The sequence below is a fragment of the Paenibacillus sp. JDR-2 genome, from assembly GCF_000023585.1.
Classification (GTDB): domain Bacteria; phylum Bacillota; class Bacilli; order Paenibacillales; family Paenibacillaceae; genus Pristimantibacillus.
On record NC_012914.1, the window covers coordinates 542,895 to 564,976 of the forward strand.

At 52.2% G+C, this 22,082-nt stretch carries 19 protein-coding genes; 11 read left to right on the plus strand and 8 right to left on the minus strand.

Features of this window, described 5'->3' with window-relative positions; genetic code table 11:
• Nucleotides 1–146: 146 nt before the first annotated feature.
• Nucleotides 147–779 (minus strand): NUDIX hydrolase, encoded by a 633-nt coding sequence (locus PJDR2_RS02450; protein ID WP_012772460.1) that lies wholly within the window; start codon nucleotides 777–779, stop codon nucleotides 147–149.
• Between the two features lie 26 nt (nucleotides 780–805).
• The gene (gene mscL / locus PJDR2_RS02455; protein WP_012772461.1) at nucleotides 806–1,312 is read right to left on the minus strand and encodes a large conductance mechanosensitive channel protein MscL; all 507 of its coding nucleotides are present in this window, start codon (nucleotides 1,310–1,312) and stop codon (nucleotides 806–808) included.
• A gap of 242 nt (nucleotides 1,313–1,554) precedes the next feature.
• Here mscL and PJDR2_RS02460 point away from each other — a divergent pair, with 242 nt between their 5' ends.
• Nucleotides 1,555–2,322, plus strand: coding sequence for a sporulation protein (locus PJDR2_RS02460; RefSeq protein WP_041613840.1), 768 nt, complete (start codon nucleotides 1,555–1,557; stop codon nucleotides 2,320–2,322).
• A 253-nt stretch (nucleotides 2,323–2,575) separates the two neighbouring features.
• Nucleotides 2,576–3,649 (plus strand): FUSC family protein, encoded by a 1,074-nt coding sequence (locus PJDR2_RS02465; RefSeq protein WP_012772463.1) that lies wholly within the window; start codon nucleotides 2,576–2,578, stop codon nucleotides 3,647–3,649.
• Nucleotides 3,650–4,602: 953 nt separating this feature from the next.
• On the opposite strand, the gene PJDR2_RS02470 is transcribed toward PJDR2_RS02465, so the two are convergent.
• The 5 genes from PJDR2_RS02470 to PJDR2_RS02485 all read right to left on the minus strand — a co-directional run bounded on the left by PJDR2_RS02470 (nucleotide 4,603) and on the right by PJDR2_RS02485 (nucleotide 8,232).
• Nucleotides 4,603–4,899, minus strand: a complete 297-nt coding sequence (locus PJDR2_RS02470; RefSeq protein ID WP_012772464.1) for a hypothetical protein — start codon at nucleotides 4,897–4,899, stop codon at nucleotides 4,603–4,605.
• A gap of 22 nt (nucleotides 4,900–4,921) precedes the next feature.
• Complete coding sequence (locus PJDR2_RS33040; RefSeq protein ID WP_012772465.1) at nucleotides 4,922–5,065, minus strand: hypothetical protein; 144 nt, start codon at nucleotides 5,063–5,065, stop codon at nucleotides 4,922–4,924.
• A 95-nt stretch (nucleotides 5,066–5,160) separates the two neighbouring features.
• A complete protein-coding gene (locus PJDR2_RS02475) occupies nucleotides 5,161–5,757 on the minus strand; it encodes a TVP38/TMEM64 family protein (protein ID WP_265525098.1) in 597 nt (198 codons plus the stop codon).
• A gap of 69 nt (nucleotides 5,758–5,826) precedes the next feature.
• Nucleotides 5,827–7,005 (minus strand): MFS transporter, encoded by a 1,179-nt coding sequence (locus tag PJDR2_RS02480; protein WP_012772467.1) that lies wholly within the window; start codon nucleotides 7,003–7,005, stop codon nucleotides 5,827–5,829.
• 30 nt (nucleotides 7,006–7,035) lie between these two features.
• Complete coding sequence (locus PJDR2_RS02485) at nucleotides 7,036–8,232, minus strand: diglucosyl diacylglycerol synthase (RefSeq protein ID WP_012772468.1); 1,197 nt, start codon at nucleotides 8,230–8,232, stop codon at nucleotides 7,036–7,038.
• Between the two features lie 177 nt (nucleotides 8,233–8,409).
• On the opposite strand from PJDR2_RS02485, the gene PJDR2_RS02490 reads away from it, so the two are divergent.
• The gene (locus PJDR2_RS02490) at nucleotides 8,410–9,390 is read left to right on the plus strand and encodes an aldo/keto reductase (protein WP_012772469.1); all 981 of its coding nucleotides are present in this window, start codon (nucleotides 8,410–8,412) and stop codon (nucleotides 9,388–9,390) included.
• A gap of 47 nt (nucleotides 9,391–9,437) precedes the next feature.
• On the opposite strand, the gene ilvA is transcribed toward PJDR2_RS02490, so the two are convergent.
• A complete protein-coding gene (gene ilvA / locus PJDR2_RS02495) occupies nucleotides 9,438–10,706 on the minus strand; it encodes a threonine ammonia-lyase IlvA (RefSeq protein ID WP_012772470.1) in 1,269 nt (422 codons plus the stop codon).
• A 100-nt stretch (nucleotides 10,707–10,806) separates the two neighbouring features.
• Here ilvA and PJDR2_RS02500 point away from each other — a divergent pair, with 100 nt between their 5' ends.
• The 8 genes from PJDR2_RS02500 (at nucleotide 10,807) to PJDR2_RS02535 (ending at nucleotide 22,054) form a co-directional block, all read left to right on the plus strand.
• Entirely contained in the window at nucleotides 10,807–11,352 is a 546-nt protein-coding gene (locus PJDR2_RS02500) for a hypothetical protein (RefSeq protein ID WP_012772471.1), read from the plus strand.
• Nucleotides 11,353–11,481: 129 nt separating this feature from the next.
• Nucleotides 11,482–12,489 carry a LacI family DNA-binding transcriptional regulator gene (locus PJDR2_RS02505; protein ID WP_012772472.1) on the plus strand — a complete coding sequence of 336 codons (1,008 nt, stop codon included), beginning with the start codon at nucleotides 11,482–11,484 and terminating at the stop codon, nucleotides 12,487–12,489.
• 1,424 nt (nucleotides 12,490–13,913) lie between these two features.
• Nucleotides 13,914–14,954 (plus strand): LacI family DNA-binding transcriptional regulator, encoded by a 1,041-nt coding sequence (locus PJDR2_RS02510; protein ID WP_012772473.1) that lies wholly within the window; start codon nucleotides 13,914–13,916, stop codon nucleotides 14,952–14,954.
• A gap of 82 nt (nucleotides 14,955–15,036) precedes the next feature.
• On the plus strand, nucleotides 15,037–15,948 hold the full coding sequence (locus PJDR2_RS02515; protein WP_012772474.1) for an ABC transporter permease: 912 nt from the start codon (nucleotides 15,037–15,039) through the stop codon (nucleotides 15,946–15,948).
• 13 nt (nucleotides 15,949–15,961) lie between these two features.
• Nucleotides 15,962–16,849: a carbohydrate ABC transporter permease gene (locus PJDR2_RS02520; RefSeq protein WP_012772475.1), complete on the plus strand. Its 888-nt coding sequence runs from the start codon at nucleotides 15,962–15,964 to the stop codon at nucleotides 16,847–16,849.
• Nucleotides 16,850–16,909: 60 nt separating this feature from the next.
• On the plus strand, nucleotides 16,910–18,508 hold the full coding sequence (locus tag PJDR2_RS02525; protein ID WP_012772476.1) for an extracellular solute-binding protein: 1,599 nt from the start codon (nucleotides 16,910–16,912) through the stop codon (nucleotides 18,506–18,508).
• Nucleotides 18,509–18,624: 116 nt separating this feature from the next.
• Nucleotides 18,625–20,607, plus strand: a complete 1,983-nt coding sequence (locus tag PJDR2_RS02530) for a glycoside hydrolase family 2 (protein ID WP_012772477.1) — start codon at nucleotides 18,625–18,627, stop codon at nucleotides 20,605–20,607.
• Nucleotides 20,594–22,054, plus strand: a complete 1,461-nt coding sequence (locus tag PJDR2_RS02535; protein ID WP_012772478.1) for a glycoside hydrolase family 30 protein — start codon at nucleotides 20,594–20,596, stop codon at nucleotides 22,052–22,054. The genes PJDR2_RS02530 and PJDR2_RS02535 overlap by 14 nt, the downstream gene beginning before the upstream one ends.
• Nucleotides 22,055–22,082: the final 28 nt, after the last annotated feature.

Consider the following 22,082-nt stretch of genomic DNA (forward strand, 5'->3'; position numbering starts at 1 on the left):
TGACCTGTGCACAAGGCAGACCGAGTTCTACAACATCCATGGCATGGTTGATCAATGGTACCGGAACTGGGAAGCTGCCTGGGGAGTCCGCTCCGACAGCTTTGACAGCAGCGCCGGCAAGCCAGTATTCCCAAGCGGCGTATCGGTTACGTACAATCGCGCAAAGCCCTCATTATCGACGCGTAGTAGCTCGGTTCCCGAGGTACGAATTCAGCAGCTCGGACGGCTCGCGTCGCCTTGGATAGGCCACCATCAGCCGTTGACGCAACGCCCTCGCAAATCAGCTCCGGCAATTCCTCCTCGAAAAGCCGGATCATCAGCTCGACGTCGGCCTCGAATACAGCCGCCACTTCTTCAGCTTGCAGCTTTAAATCGCCTAACGGCAATGAGCATACAAGCGCGAAAACGTCGCTGACTTCGCGGTCGATAAAAGGCACGCCTTTTACTTCGCCGGACATTTCCTTGCGTGCTTCGCCAAGAGGAATCAGCTCTTCGAAGCGGGCAGCAACGCCAAGCTCCTCTTCGATCTCGCGGACCGCATCCTGCATGGTCTCGCCGGCCGAGAGGTGACCGGCGGCCGTAATATCGTAATAGCCGGGATAGGTATCCTTCCCGGCTTGGCGCAGCTGGAACCGCACGAAGCGGCGGTTCTCCTCGCGGCGCGTCAGCCAGCAGTGAAAGGACCTGTGCCAATAGCCTAGCGCATGGGTCTCGCTACGGCTTGCGGTGCCAAGCGGGTTAAGCTGTTCGTCATAAATATCGAACCGTTCTTCTGCCATTGGGACCTCCATCTTTTATCCGAATACTAGCTGCTTGTTGCCGTTCCTTCTTCCAGTACGGAAGTACAATGCTTGCAGCGAGTAGCTTTAATCGGAATTTGGGACAAGCAGTACGGGCATTCTTTTTCCGTCGGCTCCGCAGGCGCAGCGACTTCTTCGGGTTTCATGCGACGTAAAATATTAATCCCTTTAACCAGCAGGAAAATACATACGGCAACGATGAAGAAGTCCAGCAATACGTTAATAAACTGGCCGTACGCGATAACGGCTACGCCGTATTTGGTCGCATCGGTAAGGGTGTGGATGTCGTGCGTCGTAACGCCTGCCGGCAAAGGCTTGTCCGAACCCAAGTTAATGAATAAGTCCTTGAAATCCGCGCCGCCGAGCATACGCCCGATGGGAGGCATGATGATATCGTTGACGAGAGAGGTAACGATTTTGCCGAAGGCACCGCCGATAATAACACCGACTGCAAGATCGATTACATTCCCTTTAATGGCGAATTCCTTGAACTCCTGAATGATTTTTCTCATAATAAAACTCCTCCTACAGTGACAATGGAGCTGATTCTTTCGCAGAAAGCATTCTACTTCCTACTATAACCAAACTCTATGCAATCTACTCTACTATATTAGTCGATCTTGCTTCTGATAGAAAGTGTAGCAGTCCAAGAGGACCAAATTGGTATCTAGAAAAATGCAACTTCCCTCCCCGGTGCGCCGTAGTAGGCTTAAGCAATAATTAATCCAACGATAAGAGCGAAGGGATGGATGACATGTTTAATCGTTTATTGGCCAGTATTGGAATTGGTTCCGCCAAAATCGATACGCTTCTTGAAAAGTCACAATACGTGCCTGGCGAAGAGGTCCGGGGTGTAGTCAATATTCGAGGGGGAAACGCTCCGCAAAACATAGATACCATTCAAATGTCAGTCATGACCGAATACATCCGCGAAAGCAACGACAATAGATTCAGACAGCACGGGGAAATCGGGCGCTATGATGTGAGTACGCCTTTTACCCTGGAGGCTGGCGAGACCAAGGAAGTGCCTTTCAGCTTCCGCTTGCCGTATCAAACGCCGCTTACGATTGGCAGAGCACCCGTATGGGTAAAAACCGAGCTGGAGGTGCGCGGCGGCGTTGATCCGGGGGATAACGACCGGATCGATGTTCTGCCTACCAGCGCCATTAACACGGTGTTTCATGCTCTGGATCTTCTTGGTTTCCGGCTGCGTCAGGCGGAATGCGAATATTCCCCGCGGCATGGCGGCGAAATGCCGTTTGTGCAGGAGTTTGAATTTGTGCCAACCGGCCAGTTCCGAGGTCAGCTCGATGAGCTGGAGGTTATGTTCTATTCTTCCGATCGCGAGCTGGAGCTGCTGCTTCAGGTTGACCGAAGAGCGCGGGGGCTAGGCGGTTTGTTTGCGGAGGCGCTTGACCTGGATGAGACGTTTGTACGCTGCAGATTTACCGAAGAGCAGCTGCAGGCAGGACCGGCGGTTATTGCCCGTCAGCTGTCTGAGCTGATCGCCAGAACGATCTAGCTGTTTGGCTGGGGAAGATGAATGGTCGGGACGGTCCGAGATGCTTCCGTAAGGGCGTCTCGGGCTTTTTTTTGCGTGAATCCGGGAAGGGTAGGCGATTCGCGGCCAAAGAACGGCGGGAGCCGCAATTTTATTTTGATTCAGCCTCCAATCCTTTGGTTAATAAGGGGAAAACCTTGGCTATTTTAGCGTTTGTGGCATAATAAAGGGAAGACAAGGAAGGGCGAGTCTCGCTCATGAAGGAGAAGTTAGTATGACGATTGGAGCGCGGGTGCTCAAGACGGGCATGGCAGTCGCACTTGCCATCTACCTGAGCGGAATGTTTGGGTTTGCATCACCGCTTATTACAACGGTCGCAGCCATTCTGACCATACAGCCGTCCATTTACCGCTCTTGGCAGCAGGTGCTGGATCAGTTCCAGACGAATCTGCTGGGAGCCGCGATGGCACTGGCTGCTATGAAGCTGTTTGGGCAAACGCCGATTGCGGTAGGACTTGTATGTATCTTAGTTATTCTGGTAAGTATCCGGCTGAAAATGGAGACAACCATCGGCGTTACGCTGGTGACGGTAGTTGCGATTATGGAAGCGCACGGCCAGGTAACCACGGTGGCGCTTGAGAGGTTCCTAATGGTATTGGCGGGAATGGGAGCGGCATTTACCGTCAATGTGCTTGTATTCCCGCCGCGGCCGAGAAAGCAGTTCACCGAGCAGGTGCATCATGCCTTCTCCGAGATGTCGCTGCTTCTTCGGACCGCGATCTCGAACGAGATGAAGGAGCAGGTATACCGCAAGGAGAAAGAGAAGCTGCACAAGAGACTGCGCAAGCTTGAGGACAGCTACAACCTGTTCGAGGAAGAACGGAAGATTTTGGCCCGCACGAAAATCAGCCATGCCCGCCAGCTGCTGGTGTCCAAGCAGATGATCAAGGCGCTGCAGAAGGGATCGGACTTGCTGGAGGTCGTAGAGGAGCATTACTTTTCCGTGCCGAAGGCTGGCGATTGGGCCGCTCGCTTCGACCGTCAAATCGAGGATTTGACGAAGTACCATGAATCGATCGTGCTGAAGATCGAGAACAAGATGAAGCCGAACATGTCCTTGGAGCCTGGCGAGGAGCGGGAGGCACGCCTTGTTGCCGAGCTTACCGACTATGTCCGCGAGGACCCGGACGAACATAAGCGGCTGATCTTCGTCGCCTCCGCACTGTTCGAATACGCCTATCACCTGCGGCGACTGGAGAAGCTGGTCGACCATATCCAGCGCCCCCACGGCGAAGCCGAAGAGCGCCGCAGCGCCGAAAAGGCCGATGCCGCGGCGGTTCGGGAGTAGGTTGCTGTATTCTTTAACTGGTGCGTGGACGGAAATAAGAGGGAAAAACCGTGTTACAGAGGTGCGGACGCTCGAGCGCGCGGTTAAAGTAGCCCAATAAGACGGAAAAACCGTGCTACAGCCGGTGAACGGATGATCTGACTGGTGCAAGCGCGAAATAAGAGAGAAAAACCGTGCTACAGGGGTGCGGACGCTCGAGTGCAGGGTTAAAGCAGCCCAAATAAGAGGGAAAAACCGTGCTGCAGCCGGTGAACGGATGATCTGACTGGTGCAAGGCGCGAAATAAGAGAAAAAAACAGTGCTACAGAGTTGCGGACGCTCGAGCGCGGGGTTAAAGCAGCCCAATAAGACGGGAAGACCGTGCTACAGCCGGTGAACGGATGATCTGACTGGTGCAAGGCGCGACATAAGAGGGAAAAACCCGTGTTACAGTGGTGCGGACGCTCGAGCGCGGGGTTAAAGCAGCCCAAATAAGAGGGAAAAACCGTGCTGCAGCCGGTGAACGGATGATCTGACTGGTGCAAGGCGCGAAATAAGAGGAAAAAACCGTGTTACAGGGGTGCGGACGCTTGAGCGCGGGGTTAAAGCAGCCCAATAAGACGGAAAAACCGTGCTACAGCCGGTGAACGGATGCTGCCACCCTAACGATGCGCGACATCGTTAAGCATAATCGCCGGCACTGGCCCTTGGCCGTGGCCGGTCGGCTGAGTGAGCAGCCGACCGAAGAAGACCCCCTCATCCAATGAGGGGGTCTTCTTCGGCGTTTTGCTCAGCTGCAGCGCAGGGGAAAGGGGTAGAGGGAATGTGTCTCCTGAGGAGCGCAGCGTCTGCCTTTGTGTACAGTTTGCAACATGACAATGTTGTTCACGCAAAGTGTACGCAACAGCAGCCGAAGGAGATACATTCCCGTCACCCCCGATCCCAAGCCGCCCAAGCCGCCAGCAAACGAAAACCTAAGAATCCGTCTTATTGCTCCCCTTATGGCGACGCGGATGCTGCATATGAGCTTCCGGATCATCATCGTCGTCTTTTGCAATCAGACGCGGATCGGTACGGCCCTCGTGGTGATTGTCGAAATCAAGCTCGACAAGCTCCCATTCGGTATTGCCGTTCTGCGGATCGGCGGGGAATACTTCACCGCGTTCGAGCTTTTCTACGCGGCCGATATCATTTTTATAAACACCCGACACCTCGACATGCTCGCCTGTCATCGGCTCCATTTGATTATGCTGCTGCTCTTGCTCGCTCATGGCCCACTCGTCCTTCCTTCGCTTATAATCCGTGCTTCGGTACCGCTGCTGCATCGGCTTCAGATTGCTTCTGACTAGCCTGCTCTTTTCCTTTGCCGGTACGGTCGGCTAATGATTGCGCTTTGCTGGCTTCGACTTGTTTATGGGACGGCCATTCACCTGACATGCTGCCATCCTCCTTTCGGCAGTTAATCCTTTAGAAGTGTGCCACGAAAGGAGGTTATGTATGAGCAGCCCGGGCCAAGAGGAACAAATTACTGCTTAATTCACATGATAGCGGGATTCGATTTTTTTACCGCCGAACCACATAACGATAATAACGGCACAGGTAACGAAGATGCGCCAAGGCTCTTCGCGGAAGCTGCCGATATTAAAGCTGATCAGCGAGATGCTTAAAATCATGACCCCTTTGCCAAGCACGGTCGCAAGGACAAAAGTTCGCAATGAGATTTTGCTGAAGCCCGAAACGATATTAATGATTGACGACGGGGAGAACGGGAAACAGGCCAGCAGAAAAAGCGGCGTAAAGCCTTTTTGATCGACCCATCGGAAGAACCGCTCGGTTTTGGGAAACCTGCGTTCGATTCTGGACTTTACATTCTTCCCCAGCTTGCGGCTGATCAGAAATACGCAGATTGCTCCGATGGACACTCCGATCCAGGAGAGCAGAAAGCCCAGCCACAGCCCGAAAATATTCGCGTTAGCCGCTACAATGACAATCAAGGGAAGGAAAGGCAGGAACGATTCGAGAAGCGGCAGCAGAATGCCGGGCAAAATGCCAAACTGCGAATAACTTTCCAGCGTTCGCTGCAAATGCTCAAGGTCCAGACTTTTCATTTGGACGTACAAATTATTCATGCTCTCCATCACATGCATTGTTGTTACCTACCCCACTTAACCCCAACCGGGAAAATATTTCGTTCTTCCTCATTTGCCGTTCATCTTGGTTGCCGGGATCAGCACGTACAGCAGGGCAATGAGTCCAAACAGCGCGGCGCTTACCCAAATAACCGTGCGAGAGCCAAAGCTTGCGGCGAGAATTCCTCCGGCCAGAGGACCAACCATGCCGCCAAGACCTTCAACGGTCGATAGCAGTCCCCAGCCCAAGCCTTCCTGTTTGGGAGGCACATAAGCCGCTAACAAAGCATTCCAAGCCGGTAGAATAGCTGCATAAGACAAACCAAGAATTACGACAATAACTAAACAATACCAAAACGGAAGCCGCCATGCCAACATATAGAGCCCGGCAGCAAAAATGGCAAAGCCAAAAATAAGAAACCACTTCTTGCCTCCAAGCTTGTCCGATAACCGTCCCATCGGAATAAGACCGGCTGCAGCGCACACGCCTCCGGCTGATAGCAGAAGGGAATATTGCGCGCCCGCAAAGCCAAGCTCGCTTTCCGCGAAGCTTGGTAGGACGGGAACAAGCATGCTGGCGCCCGCCGTCTGCAGGATCATGCCCGGCAGAAGCATTCGCATAGCTTTTATACGTTCCATTAAGGCAACAAGTTGCCGTTTTAACGGAATGGCCTGGATCTGCTGCCCGCCGGCTTTTGCGCTGTTCATAAAAAAGGCTAAAAACGCCGCAAAGATCGAAAGAATGAGCAGCAGGAAGTACGTGCCGTTAACATAATAGTCGAGCAAAATATTGCATACGATAGGGCCGGCGCCTAGCCCGGTAAGCCAGACGGTGTACAGAAAGCCCATTTGGCTGGCCCGGTTATCGTCGGAGACCTTTGTCAGGCAGACGATCCAGATGGGCGACATGCCGATGCCGTACAAAGCGGCAGCAAGTATAAACAGCCAAGCTACATTGGCGAACTGAATCAGAAACACGCCTGCGAGCGAGATTAGCAAGCCTGTCCGCACAACAAACCGGATCGAGAACCGGTCGAGCAGATAGCCGATGACCATCTTTAGCAGCGTGTCCGTCAAATAATGCGCCGTAATCGCGATGCCGATAACATCCAGAGATAAACCCAGGACCTTCGTTCCATAAATGGGGAGCAGGCTGATCAGCACCGCGCCCCGTACGAATTCCACCAAAAACAAGATAACGGAGATGAGTCGCATCTCCGCTCCGAATCTCATCCCCACATTTTTCACCAGCGGTCAGGCTCCTTTACGATTTCACCCTTAACTATAGCGTTGACCAAATTTTGCATTCCAACCGCATTCTTGCAAAATATGATGGGCAATGCTGTCTGCAGCCGCATCCTCCGTCCGGAGGCGCTGTACCGCCAATCTGCAGCGCTGCAGCTGTTCGGGGTTGCGGATAAGCTTCATGATAGCAGCCGCCAGTTCTTCGGGGTCGTAGCTGATGGTGGCGGCTCCTTTGGATTGCAGGTAACGGGCATTCTTTTTTTCTTGGCCGGGAACAGGCCTGTAGAGGAAGAGCGGCAGCCCGGCCCATATCGCTTCGGCAAGCGTAACGCCGCCCGGTTTGGAGACGAGACAGGTTGCAAGAGACATCAGCTCATGAACCTGATCCACAAAGCCAAACAAATGAAGTCGGTCCGCCGAAGGGTGATATCTAAATTGGTCGGCTATTGAAGATCTCAGCAGGTTATTACGCCCGCAGACAAGCGCAATTTGCGCGTGTGGATGTTGTTCAAGGAGAAGGCGGCAGAGCTCATCGCAATCCGGCATGACGCCTTGTGCGCCAGGCATAAGAAGGATGACGGGCTGCTCGGGGTGAAGTCCGTATTTTTCGAATAGCTCGAAGGAAGGAGTGAGGCTGCTCTGAAAGCCGCGTCCAAGCGGTATGCCGGTAACGGATACGCGGCCAGGATGTATGCCAAGCGAGCCTAACTCCTGCTTCAGATCGTCGGTAGCGACAAAATATCGGCCGATACCGGGATGCACCCAGCGGCGGTGCAAATCAAAATCGGTAATAACCGTGTAGGTAGGGATAGAAGCTCCAGGGTGGATCGTCTTGCTGAGCCGGCGGCGGTGAAGAGCGGGCAGCGCGAAGAAAGGGAAGGTATGTATCACCGCATCGGGTTGTTCTTTTTGCAGCAGCTTCTTAATCTTGTCGCGGCCAAAGGAGTGAAGGAAGCCGCCGAACAGGGAGTTATGCTTCATGGGCCGCGTAACATCATAGACCCAGCCGTACAAATGAGGGATATGCGTATAGCTTTTCAAATACACCCGTCTTGTCATCTCGTTCAGCCAAGGGTGAGATTCGGCCATCAGATCAACCATGACGGTGCGGTTATTACCCGCCTCTTCCAGCGCGTCACGGATCGCTTTGGCGGCCTGCAAATGGCCTTCCCCATACGAAGCATACAAAATCAGCACCTTAGGCTGATAGCCGTTATTAGCACGAACCAATAGATGCACACCTCCTGCCGCAAGTATAGCGGAACAATGTCAACGCATTGTGATCATGTTGGTTCCCTCATGTTAATTTTGTATAATGGTACATGTATCCAAAATTTAATCTGAGATTTTCCTTGGGTTGCCGCATGCGCAGCAGGGAAAACTCACAAAGTGGGAGTGAATCGGAAGATGAAGTACACTTATCTGGGCCAGTCTGGCCTTCGTGTAAGCCGGCTTTGCTTGGGAACGATGAATTTTGGCGTTGATACGGACGAGAAGGAAGCTTTCCGCATTATGGATGCGGCGCTTGACGCAGGCATTAATTTTTTTGATACCGCAAATATTTACGGCTGGGGCGAGAATTCCGGCCGCACGGAAGAAATCATGGGACGCTGGTTCGCAAAAGGCGGCGGTCGCCGCGAGAAAACAGTGCTCGCTACCAAAGTATACGGCGACATGCATGATCCTTATGACGGTCCAAACCGTGAAGCAGGTCTTTCTGCCTATAAAATTCGCCGCCATCTGGAAGGCTCGCTGCGCCGTCTGCAAACGGATCATATCGAGCTGTACCAGATGCATCACGTCGATCGGAACGTGAACTGGAACGAGCTGTGGGGAGCTTTCGAAACGGCTGTTCATCAGGGCAAAATCGGCTATGTGGGGTCGAGTAACTTTGCAGGCTGGGATATTGCGGTGGCGCAAGGGGAAGCCAAGGCGAGAGGTGCTCTTGGTCTGGTCTCCGAACAGCATAAATACAATTTGCTTTGCCGTCTGCCCGAGCTGGAAGTGCTTCCGGCTTCGAAGGCGCTTGGTCTCGGCGTTATTCCGTGGAGCCCGCTGGATGGAGGCATGCTGTCCGGCAGTCACCGCCATGGCGGTGCGGGCAGAAGAAGCGGCGAGAGAAACGAGCGCTTCGCGCAGGTGAAGCCGCAGCTGGATGCGTACGGGGCGTTATGCGATGAGCTCGGAGCGCCGGAGGATCTGGTATCGCTGGCATGGCTGCTTGCGAACCCTGCCGTTACGGCACCGATTATTGGGGTGCGCACGCTGGAGCAATTCGAGCGTTCGCTGCGCGCGGTTGAGCTGACGCTTGACGAGTCGACGCTGAAGCGGATCGACGAGATTTTCCCGGGTCCAGGCGGAGACGCGCCGAAAGCCTACGCTTGGTAAAAGTACAACAAGCGGTAAGCCGTCGGCGCGCCGTATAAAGCCTATGATTAGATCAAGAGATTAAAGAGGACAGGGTCTTTGTTCAGTTCGACAAACTGGAAGCCTTTCTTCTGCATCCGCCCGATAAGCGCCGCGTAGTCCTCGCGCTGCTTGAGCTCAATGCCGACAAGGGCCGGTCCGTTGTCTTTATTATGCTTCTTCGTGTATTCGAATCGAGTAATGTCGTCATTTGGGCCAAGAACATCATCGAGAAACTCTCGGAGCGCTCCTGCTCGCTGTGGAAAGCTAAGCATGAAATAATGCTTTAGTCCTTCATAGATGAGCGAGCGCTCTTTGATTTCCTGCATCCGGTCGACATCGTTGTTGCCGCCGCTGATGACGCAGACTACCGTTTTGCCCGCAATTTCATCGCGCAGAGCATCAAGCGCGGCGATTGGCAAAGCGCCGGCCGGCTCCGCGACAATAGCGTTCTCGTTGTACAGATCAAGAAGGGTGGTGCAGATCTTGCCCTCCGGAATGGTTCGTACGTCATCGAGCAGCTCGCGGCAGATTGAGAAGGTAAGATCGCCGATCCGTTTGACGGCGGCACCGTCTACGAATTTGTCGATATGCTCAAGCGGCGTCACTTCTCCGGCATCCAAGGAGACGCGAAGCGACGGGGCGCCTTCCGGCTCAACGCCGATAACCTTGGTCTGAGGGGACACCGTCTTCACATAAGAAGCGATGCCTGCTACAAGACCGCCACCGCCAACGGATGCAAGCACATAGTCCGGCACCGTCTCCGCTGCTTCCATGAGCTCCTGGCCAACGGTTCCGTTGCCCGCGATGATCTTTGGATCATCAAACGGATGGATGAAGGCCATGCCGCTGCGCTTACTCTCGGCGATAGCTTCGGCATACGCATCGTCAAACGTATCGCCGGTCAAGATAACTTCGACAAAATCGCCGCCGAAGAAGGATACCTGGTTTACCTTTTGACGAGGGGTCGTGCTTGGCATATAGATTTTGCCCTGTACGCCAAGCGCCTGACAAGAGTAGGCTACCCCTTGGGCGTGATTGCCCGCGCTTGCGCAGACAACGCCCGCGGCAAGGCGCTCCGGCGGCAGGGAGCGCATGAGATGGTAAGCGCCGCGGATTTTGAACGAACGGACGATCTGCAGGTCCTCGCGCTTCAGGTATACGTTACAGCCGTAACGCTCGGAGAGAACGCGGTTGTATTGCAGCGGCGTGCGCGTAATGACATCCTTCAGATGCATTTGGGCATGAACGATATCTTCAAGTCCGATCTTGGAGGAATAGGATGATTGGAATTCCATAAATAAAAGTCACCTCGTTAATAGTCGCGATTCGACAAACACTAATGATTCATTATAGCATTATCTTTGTTGTTATGTAGGCGAAAAGGAGGTAGACAAAATGTTCCGCTGGCTGAAATGGTTGGCTATTATCGTGGTGCTGCTTGCTGCCATTGCCGCAGGCGGGGGATTATGGCTTAAATCCTATGTTGCTCCCGAGGAAAAGCTCGATTTATCTTATGATCCAGTCTCCATAAAGGATAAAGCAGTTGAGATGGTTGCGAATCTGAAACCGGAGATCGTGCTGTCGGAAGCGGATGTGAACAATCTGATCAAAAGCCAGCTGCAAAGCAGCCCCGCGTCGCTGCCCCCGGATATGACCCTGGACGGTGCGCGCTTTGAGGTGAACGGCGACAGGCTGATTGCCCATCTGAATATGACTTATCATGATATTTTGCCGGTAGGCATGCTTGCTACTTACAAGATGACCTGGCAGGCGCCGAATCTGACTTTCGAGCCTTTATCTTTGACCGTGAAGAACTATGACCTAGGGAAGGATAGGCTTGACCGGATCGTTGTCCCGATTGAGCTTCCAAGCCTGATTTCAATTGGCAATATGGAGTTCCAGCAGGATCAGATTGTGATCAAACTGCGGCTTCAACTGTAAGCTTGGCCTCTGTCCGTATGACAGAGGTTTTTCTTTTGCACAAAACGGCTCTCCTAAACAGTGGCTATATTGAACTTGCTAGAATTTACTCATATAATTAGAAAAAACGTTACGTTAAGGGATCATATCGTGGACAAAAAAATAGTGGATGTTGCGAAGCGTGCAGGCGTCTCCGCCGCTACGGTATCGCGGGTGCTTAACGAGAGCAGTCTTGTATCGGAGAAAACGAAAATAAAGGTGCTCAAAGCAATCGAGGAGATGGATTACCATCCGAATGCGGCAGCCAAGCATCTGCGTTCCCAGCGGACGATGACGCTTGGCATTATCGTTCCGGATATTAACGTCTCTTATTTCTCCGAGATTATTAAAGGAATTGAGAACAAGGCGTATGCGCATAAATATAAAGTACTCATTTGCGACTCGGATAACCAAATCGAGAAGGAAATGGAGTACCTGGGGCTCTTGCCAGACAAGACGGTTGACGGCATGATTCTCGTTACGCCTCGGGTCAGCGACGACATCATCAACGAGTATGTGCAGAAGGGTTATGTCATTGGCGTGGTCGGACGGGCAGTCGTACACGACAATATACTCAGCTGCAAGACGGATAACGTAAAGTTCTCGAATGAGGCGGTGCGTCATCTGGTTGAGCAGGGTCACCAGCAGATTGCTTATATCGGCGGTTATTCCGATTCCCTAGAGAACTATGAGCGGATGGAAGGCTACATGAAGGCTCTTAAGGAAGGGAAGATTCCGTTCCTGCCTACTTTGATTGACAATGGCGACTTCGAGGAGACCGGTGGCTACCAGGCGTTCAATCGTCTGCTTGAGCGCAATCAATCGTTTACGGCGGTCTATTGTGCCAATGACGAAATGGCGCTTGGGGTATACCGGGCCTGCCGGGAGAGGGGAATCCGCATTCCGGAGGATATGGCGATCGTTGGCGTCGATAATAACCGGATCACGGAATATTTGCTGCCTTCCCTCAGTACGGTGGAGCAGCCAAAATACGAGATGGGAGCCCATCTCACCGAGAAGCTGATCGCCCAGATGAACGGAAACGAACAAAGCGCGCAGAAGAAATATGTGATAGAGTCCAAGCTGATCAAAAGGGAATCATCCGGCTTTAAGCGCTAATAGTATTATAGAGAAAGAGCTTGGCTGGGTCGCCCAGCCAAGCTCTTCACATTGGAGCTGCCTTTTGGCAGCTTTTTTGATATAGGCTGCACGATCTGCAGGATATCTGCCCGTAACGGGCAGAATGGTTGAGTTATGCTGCACAGAGTGCAGGATATTGCGCCGATAGGGGCTCATTGGGGCTGGTTTTGCTTGATATCCTGTATTCCGTGCAGGATATTTCGAGTTACTGTGGCTATTTACAGCATTATGGTGCATTTCGTACAACGTAGGTCCGCGGCAGGACTTTCAACTAACTTATTACTTGGCTCGTACGCACCAGCATATGCTGCTGCTGGACTGGTTGATATAGGCTGCACGAAATGCAGGATATATGCTCGTAACGGGCAGAATGGGTGAGTTATGCTGCACAGAGTGCAGGATATTGCGCCGATAGGGGCTCATCAGGGCTGGTTTTGCCCGATATCCTGCATTCCGTGCAGGATATTTCGAATTGCCGTGGCTAATTGCAGCATTATGGTGCATTTCGTACAACGTAGGCGCGCGGCAGGACTTTCAACTAACTTATTACTTGGCTCGTACGCACCAGCATATACTGCTGCTGCCGGACCGAGTTATATGCTGCATGAACTGCAGGATATATGCCCGTAACGGGCAGAATGGGTGAGTTATGCTGCACAGAGTGCAGGATATTGCGCCGAATAGGGGCTCATTGGGGCTGGTTTTGCTTGATATCCTGCATTCCGTGCAGGATATTTCGAATTGCCGTGGCTAATTGCAGCATTATGGTGCATTTCGTACAACGTAGGCGCGCGGCAGGACTTTCAACTAACTTATTACTTGGCTCGTACGCACCAGCATATACTGCTGCTGCCGGATCGATTTATATGCTGCACGAAATGCAGGATATATGCCAATTACGGGCAGAATGGGTGAGTTATGCTGCACAGAGTGCAGGATATTGCGCCGATAGGGGCTCATCAGGGCTGGTTTTGCCCGATATCCTGCATTCCGTGCAGGATATTTCGAGTTACTGTGGCTATTTACAGCATTATGGTGCATTTCGTACAACGTAGGCGCGCGGCGGCCCCTCAACTAATTAATAGCTTGGCATGTATGCTGCACTTTGCCGTGCGACATCAGCAGACATCTAGAATGCGTTGCAAAATGTAATCGAAACGCAAAAACGGGGCAAATCCAAGCTTATTTTCAGAAAACGAGCGAATTTCCCCTCAACATTGTTATCGATTTCACAAACATTTGATTTACGTCATCATTCACTAAAACAAAGGAAAGCCTATAACTACGCGGTTTCCGCGGTATTCTGAAAAAAATCCGGACAAACTTTGAAAAATGTTATTGAAATCGATTTCAGCACGTGCTAATATCGGTTTATAAAAGTCAGGCAAAAAGAAAGTGATGCAATGAACGACAGTAAGATCATTGACGTAGCGAATCGCGCTAAAGTGTCCGTAGCAACGGTATCAAGAGTACTGAATCGAAGCGAGCTAGTAAGCGAGAAAACGAAGAAGCGGGTGCTCGAGGCCATTCAGGAGATGAACTACACGCCGAATGCCATGGCGAAGAACCTGCGGTCCAAGAAGACAATGAAGATTGGCGTTGTTGTCGCGGACATTGAGGTTTCTTATTTCGCGGAGATTATTAAAGGCATCGAGAATATGGCAAACTCTCTCGACTACAACGTCATTATCTGCGATGCGCAGAACAAGAAGCAGAAGGAGCTCGAATACGTTTCCCTGCTGCAGAACAGAACCGTTGACGCCATGATCTTCGTTACCCCCGAGATGATGAGCAAGGAACTCATCGCTCTGGTGGAGGATGGCTACAGCGTTGGCGTAATCGGGAGAAATATCGACCATGAACAAATTCCTTGCGCCTTCACCGATAACGTGAAGATAGCCAGGGACGTTGTTAATCATCTGATCGGGCAGGGGCATGAGAAGATCGCGTTCCTGAGCGGATACGCGGATGCCATCGACAGCTACGAACGTCTTGAAGGTTATATGAAAGCGCTTCGGGACGCAGGGATGCCCTTCGTACCGGATCTCATCGACAACGGAGATTTCAATGAAGACGGCGGTTATCTCAGCTTCATGCGGCTGCGCGAGAAGAATGATGACTTTACGGCGATCTTTACGGCTAACGACGAGATGGCCTTAGGCGTGTACAAAGCCTGCAAGCAGTTATCGATCCAGGTGCCGCATCAGCTGGCGATTGTAGGCGTTGATAATATCAGGCTTACGAAGTACATTGTGCCTCGTCTCAGCACGGTGGATCAGCCCAAATACACGATGGGGGCGCTGCTCACGGAGAAGCTGATTGACCAGATGAACAACAATGAGTTTAAGGACAAACGGACCTTCAAGGTCGAGTCCAAACTGCTGATCCGGGAATCGTCCATGTTCGACAGAAATCCCGTGAAGAGCAGCGAAGCTTCGCAGTAAAGCCTCTTTTTTTGCAGAGGAAAGAAATCGATTACATTTTCAACTTATTCAGCTTATTTTGAAGTCACGGAGGAATGCCGGTATGAAAGGTTTTTTCCAGGAGCTCGTACGGAATCGAATTTTGTTCCTCATGATTGCGCCTGCCTTGTTATTCTTTATTGTCTTTGCCTACGTTCCGATGGTGGGGGTCTACTACGCGTTCACCCGGTTCAGCTTTGACGGCGGGTTGTTCGGGGGGGAGTTCATCGGATTCAAGAACTTCGAATTCCTGTTCAACTCGGGGGTGTTGTGGAATCTGACGAAAAATACGGTGCTCTACAACATCGCCTTCATTATTATCAGCAACGTCCTGCAGCTGGCGTGCGCGATCTTCCTAAGCGAGCTGCCGGGCAAATGGTTCAAGAAATCGACGCAGTCCATTATGTTCCTGCCGTTCTTCGTTTCGTTCGTCCTTGTAGGCGCTTTCGTATTTAACCTTTTCTCGAATGCGGGCGTTGTGAACACGATGCTGACGTCGCTGGGCCTGCAGCCTTACGACTTCTACCTGCATACGGCGCCGTGGAAATACATCATCGTCTTCTTCCATGTATGGAAAGGGCTTGGCTACGGTACGGTTATCTACCTGGCGGCGATTATGAGCGTCAGCGATGAGTACCACGAAGCGGCCAAGATCGACGGAGCAAACATCTTCAAGCGGGTTAGGCATATTACCCTTCCGCTGCTTGTGCCGACGTTTATCCTGCTGATCCTGCTCAGCCTCGGCGGCATTCTGAAAGGCCAGTTCGACCTGTTCTACCAAATCATCGGCAACAACGGCATGCTTTACAACTCGACCGACATTATCGATACGTACGTATACCGCTCGCTTGCGGTTAACTTCGATATCGGCATGGGTACGGCAGCCGGTCTTTATCAATCGCTCTTTGGCTTCGTGTTAATTATCTTGGTTAACTATATCATTCGGAAAGTGCAGAAGGACTACGCACTGTTCTAAGGAGGGAATCGACATGAAAATTAAAATGGAAAGAGCAACAATCGTCTTTAACATCATTGGTTACGTGTTGATCACCATTCTGACCGTGCTGTGCCTGCTGCCGTTCCTGCTCATCGTCTCCGGCTCGTTTACGCCGGAGATCCAGATTATATCGAAAGGCTTCAGCCTTATTCCGGAGACCTTCTCCCTGGATGCCTACAAAGCCGCATTCAGCAATCCGAAGCAAATTCTGGAAGGCTACAAGGTAACGATCTTTATTACGGTTGCCGGTACGGCCATTGGCTTGTTCCTGACCTCCATGGCGGGCTTCGTTCTGTCCCGCAAAGATTTCAAATACCGTGATCAGCTGTCGTTCTTCATCTATTTCACGACGCTGTTCAGCGGCGGCCTGATTCCTTGGTACATCCTGATCACCAAGCACCTTGATTTAAAAGATACCTATATGGCGCTTATCGTGCCGTCGCTCCTGAGCGCATGGAACATCATCCTCATGAAGAACTTCATGAAGTCGATTCCGGATTCGATCGTTGAATCGGCCAAGATTGACGGCGCGGGCGAGTTTACGATCTATCTGAGACTGATCCTGCCGCTTTCCGGTCCCGGTCTTGCCACAATCGGCTTGTTTATGGCACTCGGTTACTGGAATGACTGGTTCATGGCGAATTTGTTCATTACAAGCGAATCCCATTACCCGCTGCAGTTCCTGTTGTACAAGATTCTCGCAAGCGCAGCCGTCCTGAAGACAAACGTGGCAGGCAACCTGTCTCCTACGTTCCAGCCTCCGGCCGAGACGCTCAAGATGGCCGCAGCCGTTATCGCGACCGGTCCTATCGTATTCTTGTACCCGTTCGTTCAGCGCTTCTTCGTAAAAGGGCTGACGATCGGCGCCGTGAAAGGTTAGAACCGGTCCCAAGGCCGGCTAACATATAGGTTCACTAAATAAAAGGAGGAGTCATCAAGCATGAAAAGAAAGATAAAAACAATGGGCACTGTGCTCGTTTCGACGGCTATTATGGCAAGTATGCTTGCAGCCTGCGGTTCCGACAACAACAACAATTCGAACAAATCCTCGAATGCAAGCGCGAATCCGGGTACGGAAGCAAGCTCGAACACAGGCACGGATGCAAAAACTCCGGACACTTCGAAAAAGGTTCAATTGACTTGGTACCTGCTCGGCGATCCGGCTCCGGACCAGGAGAAGGTTGTTGCGGAATGGAACAAAATGCTTGAGCAAGACTTGAATACGACCGTTAAGCTGAACTTCACGACGTGGACAGACTGGCAGACCAAATACAACCTGCTGCTTGCTTCCGGCGAGAAAGTTGATATGATCTTCGCTTCCTCATGGGCGGACTTTTATAAATTCGCAAACCAAGGCGCCTTTATGCCTCTGAACGACCTCTTGCCAACATACGCTCCTACAACTTGGAGCAGCGTATCGGAGCAGGACTGGAAGGAAGCTACGGTTAACGACAAAATCTATGCGATTCCCGCAACTTATCCGGAATATACGCCGGACGGACTTGTGTACCGTGACGACTGGAGACAAGAGCTTGGTCTTCCCGAGATCAAGGACGTTGACTCCATCGAGGCTTACCTTGACGGCGTGAAGAAATCCAAAGGCATCACTCCAATTAACGGCAAAGCTTACAACGAAGTATTCACGATGTTCAAAGCATTCGAAGGCTACCAGCAAATCGGCGGCGACAGCGGCGTAATCGCAGCGAAATCGTACGACACTCCGCGCGATATCGTAGCTTATCCGTTCACTCCGGAGTTTGAGCAATGGGTGAAGAAGATGAAGACTTGGTCGGAGAAGGGCTTCTGGAAATCCGATACCCTGTCTGACCAAAAAGAAGCCGGCGACGCAATCAAAACCGGTCAAGGTGCTGTGTACTGGCGTAATGCTCCGGGTGCAGGCGGCTTCATCACGGGTATGGAAAAATCCAATCCGGATATCAAGCTCGGCTACTTCCCGTTCAGCCGTTTCCACAACCTGACTGTACCTACGCTGTCGGTTAACAACGCAATGGCTATTCCTAAGAGCGCGCCTAACGCAGAGCGTTCCCTGATGGTTCTCGACAAGCTGCGCAGCGATCCGAAGTACTATGATCTCATGAGCTACGGTCTTGAAGGCACGGACTACTCGATGGATGCAGACGGCAAGCATATCGTTACGCCTCCTGCCGGCGTAGAGGCAAAAGACTTCAAAGGCTATGGTATCGCAAGCTGGGGCTACCGCGTGGAATCGATGGAACGCGTGAAGCAAGCCGGCGGATGGGAAGGGTTCGACGCTCTTCTTGAAGAGTTCAAATCGCAAAGCAAACCAAACATCTTCGCGCAAGTTATCATGGACTACGCTCCTGTGAAATCGCAGCAAGCAGCCGTTAACTCGGTTATTCAGCAATACGGCATGCCTCTGATGATGGGTCTTGTTCCCGACGTGGATAAGGCGCTCGCGACTTACCGCAAACAGCTGGAAGCAGCCGGCGTGAACGATGTATTGAAATACGTACAAGAGCAAGCGAACAAATCGTTTGACGCGCAAGGAATAAAATAATAGGTTTTGCATGACCAAGGGGGATGTGTGACCTGTGCGTAAGGGATCGGCGTACGCATTCGTCCTCATCCTCCTTTTTATTTTTCACTCAATTAAAGAGAGACAGGAGAGACATCATGCTGAAGACAACCTTAACGCTGGAAAAAGTAAATGGCGTAAATGTTCCGTTTCAGAACGGTATTCCGGTACCTTCCTTCGAGCCCCAGACAAGAGGCAAGATCACGCTGAACGGCGAGTGGCAGAAGCGCCGCCTGTCGATGGATCACGATTTCTCGATGGCGGACCGCAGCGAGAGCTGGCTGAAGGAACTGGAGAGCCGGGAAGGGGATTACGTCCGCGGTACAGCGTCCGAGCTGTGGCAGCCGCATGCGGTTCCTTCGCCGGAGAACAAGCTGACCGGCTTGCCTGAAGCGAATGCGGCGGAAACGTATGAGGACGGCGTCTGGTACCGCAGAGCGTTCACGATTGCAAGCAAAAATGAAGGTTATGCTTACACGCTCAAATCGCTTGGCATCAGCTATGTGGCGGATATTTGGATCAACGGGGAATGGGTGGGCTGCCATGAAGGCGGATTTACTCCGTTTGCCTTTGATCTAACGGCCTATTTGCGCACGGGAGACAATGAGATCCGCATCCGCGTCGATAACCCGCCATGGGGAAGCCGGAATGATACGATTCCGGCCGTTGCGGGAACGGATTTTTTCAATTATACGGGCATTATTCATGATCTTTATATTGAAATCACTCCTCAGGCCGCGATTGTCCGGGCGGATATCGTTCCGCTGGATGTCAGCGGCAGGTTGGATGTGAAGGTTGTGCTGCATAACCGCGGCAATGATGCGGTTCAGGTAGGACTGGAAGGCAGTCTGCTGGAGGCAGACCCGGAAGCGCCTAACTTCCTGCTATCCCCGCTGGCTTCCTCGCTTATTGGCGTGCCGGCCGTTACGGATAAACCGATGCATACTGAACTCACCTTGCAGCCGGATGAAGCGAAGGTTGTGCAATTCGAAATCACTGTCCGGGATCCTAAGCTGTGGTCAGTCTGGCAGCCATATCTGTATGTCGCTACCTTCCGGCTGACAGCGGCAGGATCCACGACTCTGGCGCAGGACTCATTCAGCACGCAATTCGGCATCCGGACGGTACGGACGGATAAGACCCGAATTCTGCTCAATGAGCAATCCGTCTTTATGGCCGGTATCGCCCGTCATGAGGAATGGCCGGATACCGGACGCACGGCGGCTTGGGAGCGGATTCGCACGGATCTGGAGCAGATTCGCGAGTTAAACGTGAATATGGTTAGAACCGGACATTATCCAAACCATGTGTATACGTATCTGCTGCTTGACCGGATGGGCTTTATGGCGATGAGCGAGATTCCGCTCTGGCAGTTCGAGACCGAGCATTATGAGGCGCAAAACGAGAAACGTCTTGCCGATCAGATGTGGCGCGAGATGGTATTCTCCCAGTATAACCGTCCGTCCGTGCTTATGTGGAGTACGCAAAACGAATCCAAGGACGTATGGCTTCGCCTCGCTTACAACGAACGCCTTGTCCGTGACTTAAGAGAGAATTACAACGATGGCCGCCTCCTGACGCAAAGCTCTGCCGCCGACCAGCCGGGTCCGCATGATCCGTCGATGGCGCCGCTGGATGTTGCCGCCTGGACGATGTACTTTGGCATTTTCCATGGCGGGACGTATTACGAGGGAACACGGCAGTTCCTAGAGGAAGCAAACCGCTTCTTCCCGGATAAACCCATCCTTAATACCGAGTTCGGCCATTGGTCCTCCGGCGGCAATGAAGGCGAGCAGGTCCTAACTTATGAAGAAACGCTTCGCGCCTTGATGGAGAAAGGGACTTTGAGCGCAGAGGGAGAGGACAATCCGGACGGCTATGTAGCCGGCATCGATTTCTGGATTATGTACGACTGGTACGTGAACCACAACAACTGGATCGATACGTTTGGCATTATTCATATGGACCGCAGCACGGAGAAGCCGGTTGCACCGCTCATCCGCCGCGATTATGGAGCAATTACCCGTCATAAGGGCGGTTTGGGTCAAAAGCTGGAGGGAGCGGCGAATGAGAAGGTTTAGCACGGTTATACTTCCCGTCTTGCTGGTAGCTTTGCTGGCCACGGCCTGCAGCAACGGGAACTCAGGCCGTTCAGGCTCTGCCGACGGACAGGTTCAGGTTTGGCTGACGACTCCGGACAAGAGCAAGCTGCTGCAGCAGGAGGAAAGCCTGAAGCTGACGAAGGCCAAGGATTCCGAAGAGAATGTCATTACGATCGATGACCGGAAGGTTTATCAGCAAATGGATGGCTTTGGCGCTTCCATGACGGATTCCTCGGCTTGGCTTATTGCGAATAAGCTGAACGATTCGCAGCGGGAAGAGCTGATGAACAAGCTGTTCGACCATGATAAGGGAATTGGCATCAGCTATATGCGCGTGCCGCTTGGGGCATCGGATTTTGCCGTAAAGAACTATACCTTCGACGATATGCCGGCCGGTCAAAGCGATCCGGAGCTGAAAAACTTCTCTATCGATCACGATAAGGAATACATCATTCCGACGCTTCAACAGGCGCTTAAGATTAACCCGGAGCTGAAGCTGATGGGTAGTCCGTGGAGCGCTCCGGGCTGGATGAAGACAACCGATTCCGTGATCGGGGGGAGCCTGAAGCCCGATGCTTATGAGCCGTTTGCGAATTATTTTGTCAAAATGATTCAGGGCTACGAAGCGGAAGGCGTACCGTTTGATGCGATTACCCTTCAGAACGAACCGCATTATACGCCGGATGATTATCCGGGCATGAGGATGGAGCCGGTCGAGCAGGCCGAGCTGATCAAGAACTTTGTTGGTCCTGCCTTCGAGAAGAACAGCATCAAGTCCAAGATCGTCGTTTGGGATCATAACTGGGATGAGCCGTATTATCCGCTGACCATTCTGAACGATCCGGATGCCTCGAAATACGTAGACGGAACAGCCTTCCACGGTTATGCGGGAGAGGTTGGCAATCAGGCGCAGGTGCATGACGCGCATCCGGACAAAAATCTCTATTTCACGGAAAGCAGCGGCGGCGCTTGGTCAACGGACTTTGGCGGCAACCTGAAATGGGATATGGAAAATCTGATTATCGGCGCAACCCGCAACTGGTCGAAGGTAGTCTTGAAATGGAATCTAGCGCTCGACGAGAATTATGGGCCCACGATTGGCGGCTGTAAGGATTGCATGGGCGTCGTAACGATTAATCAAGGCTCCGGCGATGTGGCGTTTAACTCGGAATACTATTCGTTTGGCCATGCGAGCAAATTCGTGAAATCCGGTGCATACCGCATTGAATCCGGCGAATCGGTGAGCGGGGAGATCGAGCAGGTTGCCTTCAAGAATCCGGACGGCACGATCGTACTGGTTGCGCTAAACGCGGCAAGCGAAGACAAAGAACTGAAGGTTAAGCTCGGCGGCAAATCGTTTGCTTACACGATGCCGGCAGGCGCGGTGGCTACGTTTGTATGGCCGGGAACGGCTAACAGCAAATAACAAAACAAAGTGGGATAGAGGAGGAGAC

Excerpts from the sequence above, each read along its gene's own strand:
- PJDR2_RS02525 (WP_012772476.1), top strand. The coding sequence starts at position 16,910 with ATGAAAAGAAAGATAAAAACAATGGGCACTGTGCTCGTTTCGACGGCT.
- PJDR2_RS33040 (WP_012772465.1), bottom strand. The coding sequence starts at position 5,065 with ATGTCAGGTGAATGGCCGTCCCATAAACAAGTCGAAGCCAGCAAAGCG.
- PJDR2_RS02510 (WP_012772473.1), top strand. The coding sequence starts at position 13,914 with ATGAACGACAGTAAGATCATTGACGTAGCGAATCGCGCTAAAGTGTCC.
- ilvA (WP_012772470.1), bottom strand. The coding sequence starts at position 10,706 with ATGGAATTCCAATCATCCTATTCCTCCAAGATCGGACTTGAAGATATC.
- mscL (WP_012772461.1), bottom strand. The coding sequence starts at position 1,312 with ATGAGAAAAATCATTCAGGAGTTCAAGGAATTCGCCATTAAAGGGAAT.
- PJDR2_RS02470 (WP_012772464.1), bottom strand. The coding sequence starts at position 4,899 with ATGAGCGAGCAAGAGCAGCAGCATAATCAAATGGAGCCGATGACAGGC.
- PJDR2_RS02450 (WP_012772460.1), bottom strand. The coding sequence starts at position 779 with ATGGCAGAAGAACGGTTCGATATTTATGACGAACAGCTTAACCCGCTT.
- PJDR2_RS02520 (WP_012772475.1), top strand. The coding sequence starts at position 15,962 with ATGAAAATTAAAATGGAAAGAGCAACAATCGTCTTTAACATCATTGGT.
- PJDR2_RS02515 (WP_012772474.1), top strand. The coding sequence starts at position 15,037 with ATGAAAGGTTTTTTCCAGGAGCTCGTACGGAATCGAATTTTGTTCCTC.
- PJDR2_RS02535 (WP_012772478.1), top strand. The coding sequence starts at position 20,594 with ATGAGAAGGTTTAGCACGGTTATACTTCCCGTCTTGCTGGTAGCTTTG.
- PJDR2_RS02460 (WP_041613840.1), top strand. The coding sequence starts at position 1,555 with ATGTTTAATCGTTTATTGGCCAGTATTGGAATTGGTTCCGCCAAAATC.
- PJDR2_RS02465 (WP_012772463.1), top strand. The coding sequence starts at position 2,576 with ATGACGATTGGAGCGCGGGTGCTCAAGACGGGCATGGCAGTCGCACTT.
- PJDR2_RS02475 (WP_265525098.1), bottom strand. The coding sequence starts at position 5,757 with ATGAATAATTTGTACGTCCAAATGAAAAGTCTGGACCTTGAGCATTTG.
- PJDR2_RS02500 (WP_012772471.1), top strand. The coding sequence starts at position 10,807 with ATGTTCCGCTGGCTGAAATGGTTGGCTATTATCGTGGTGCTGCTTGCT.
- PJDR2_RS02490 (WP_012772469.1), top strand. The coding sequence starts at position 8,410 with ATGAAGTACACTTATCTGGGCCAGTCTGGCCTTCGTGTAAGCCGGCTT.
- PJDR2_RS02530 (WP_012772477.1), top strand. The coding sequence starts at position 18,625 with ATGCTGAAGACAACCTTAACGCTGGAAAAAGTAAATGGCGTAAATGTT.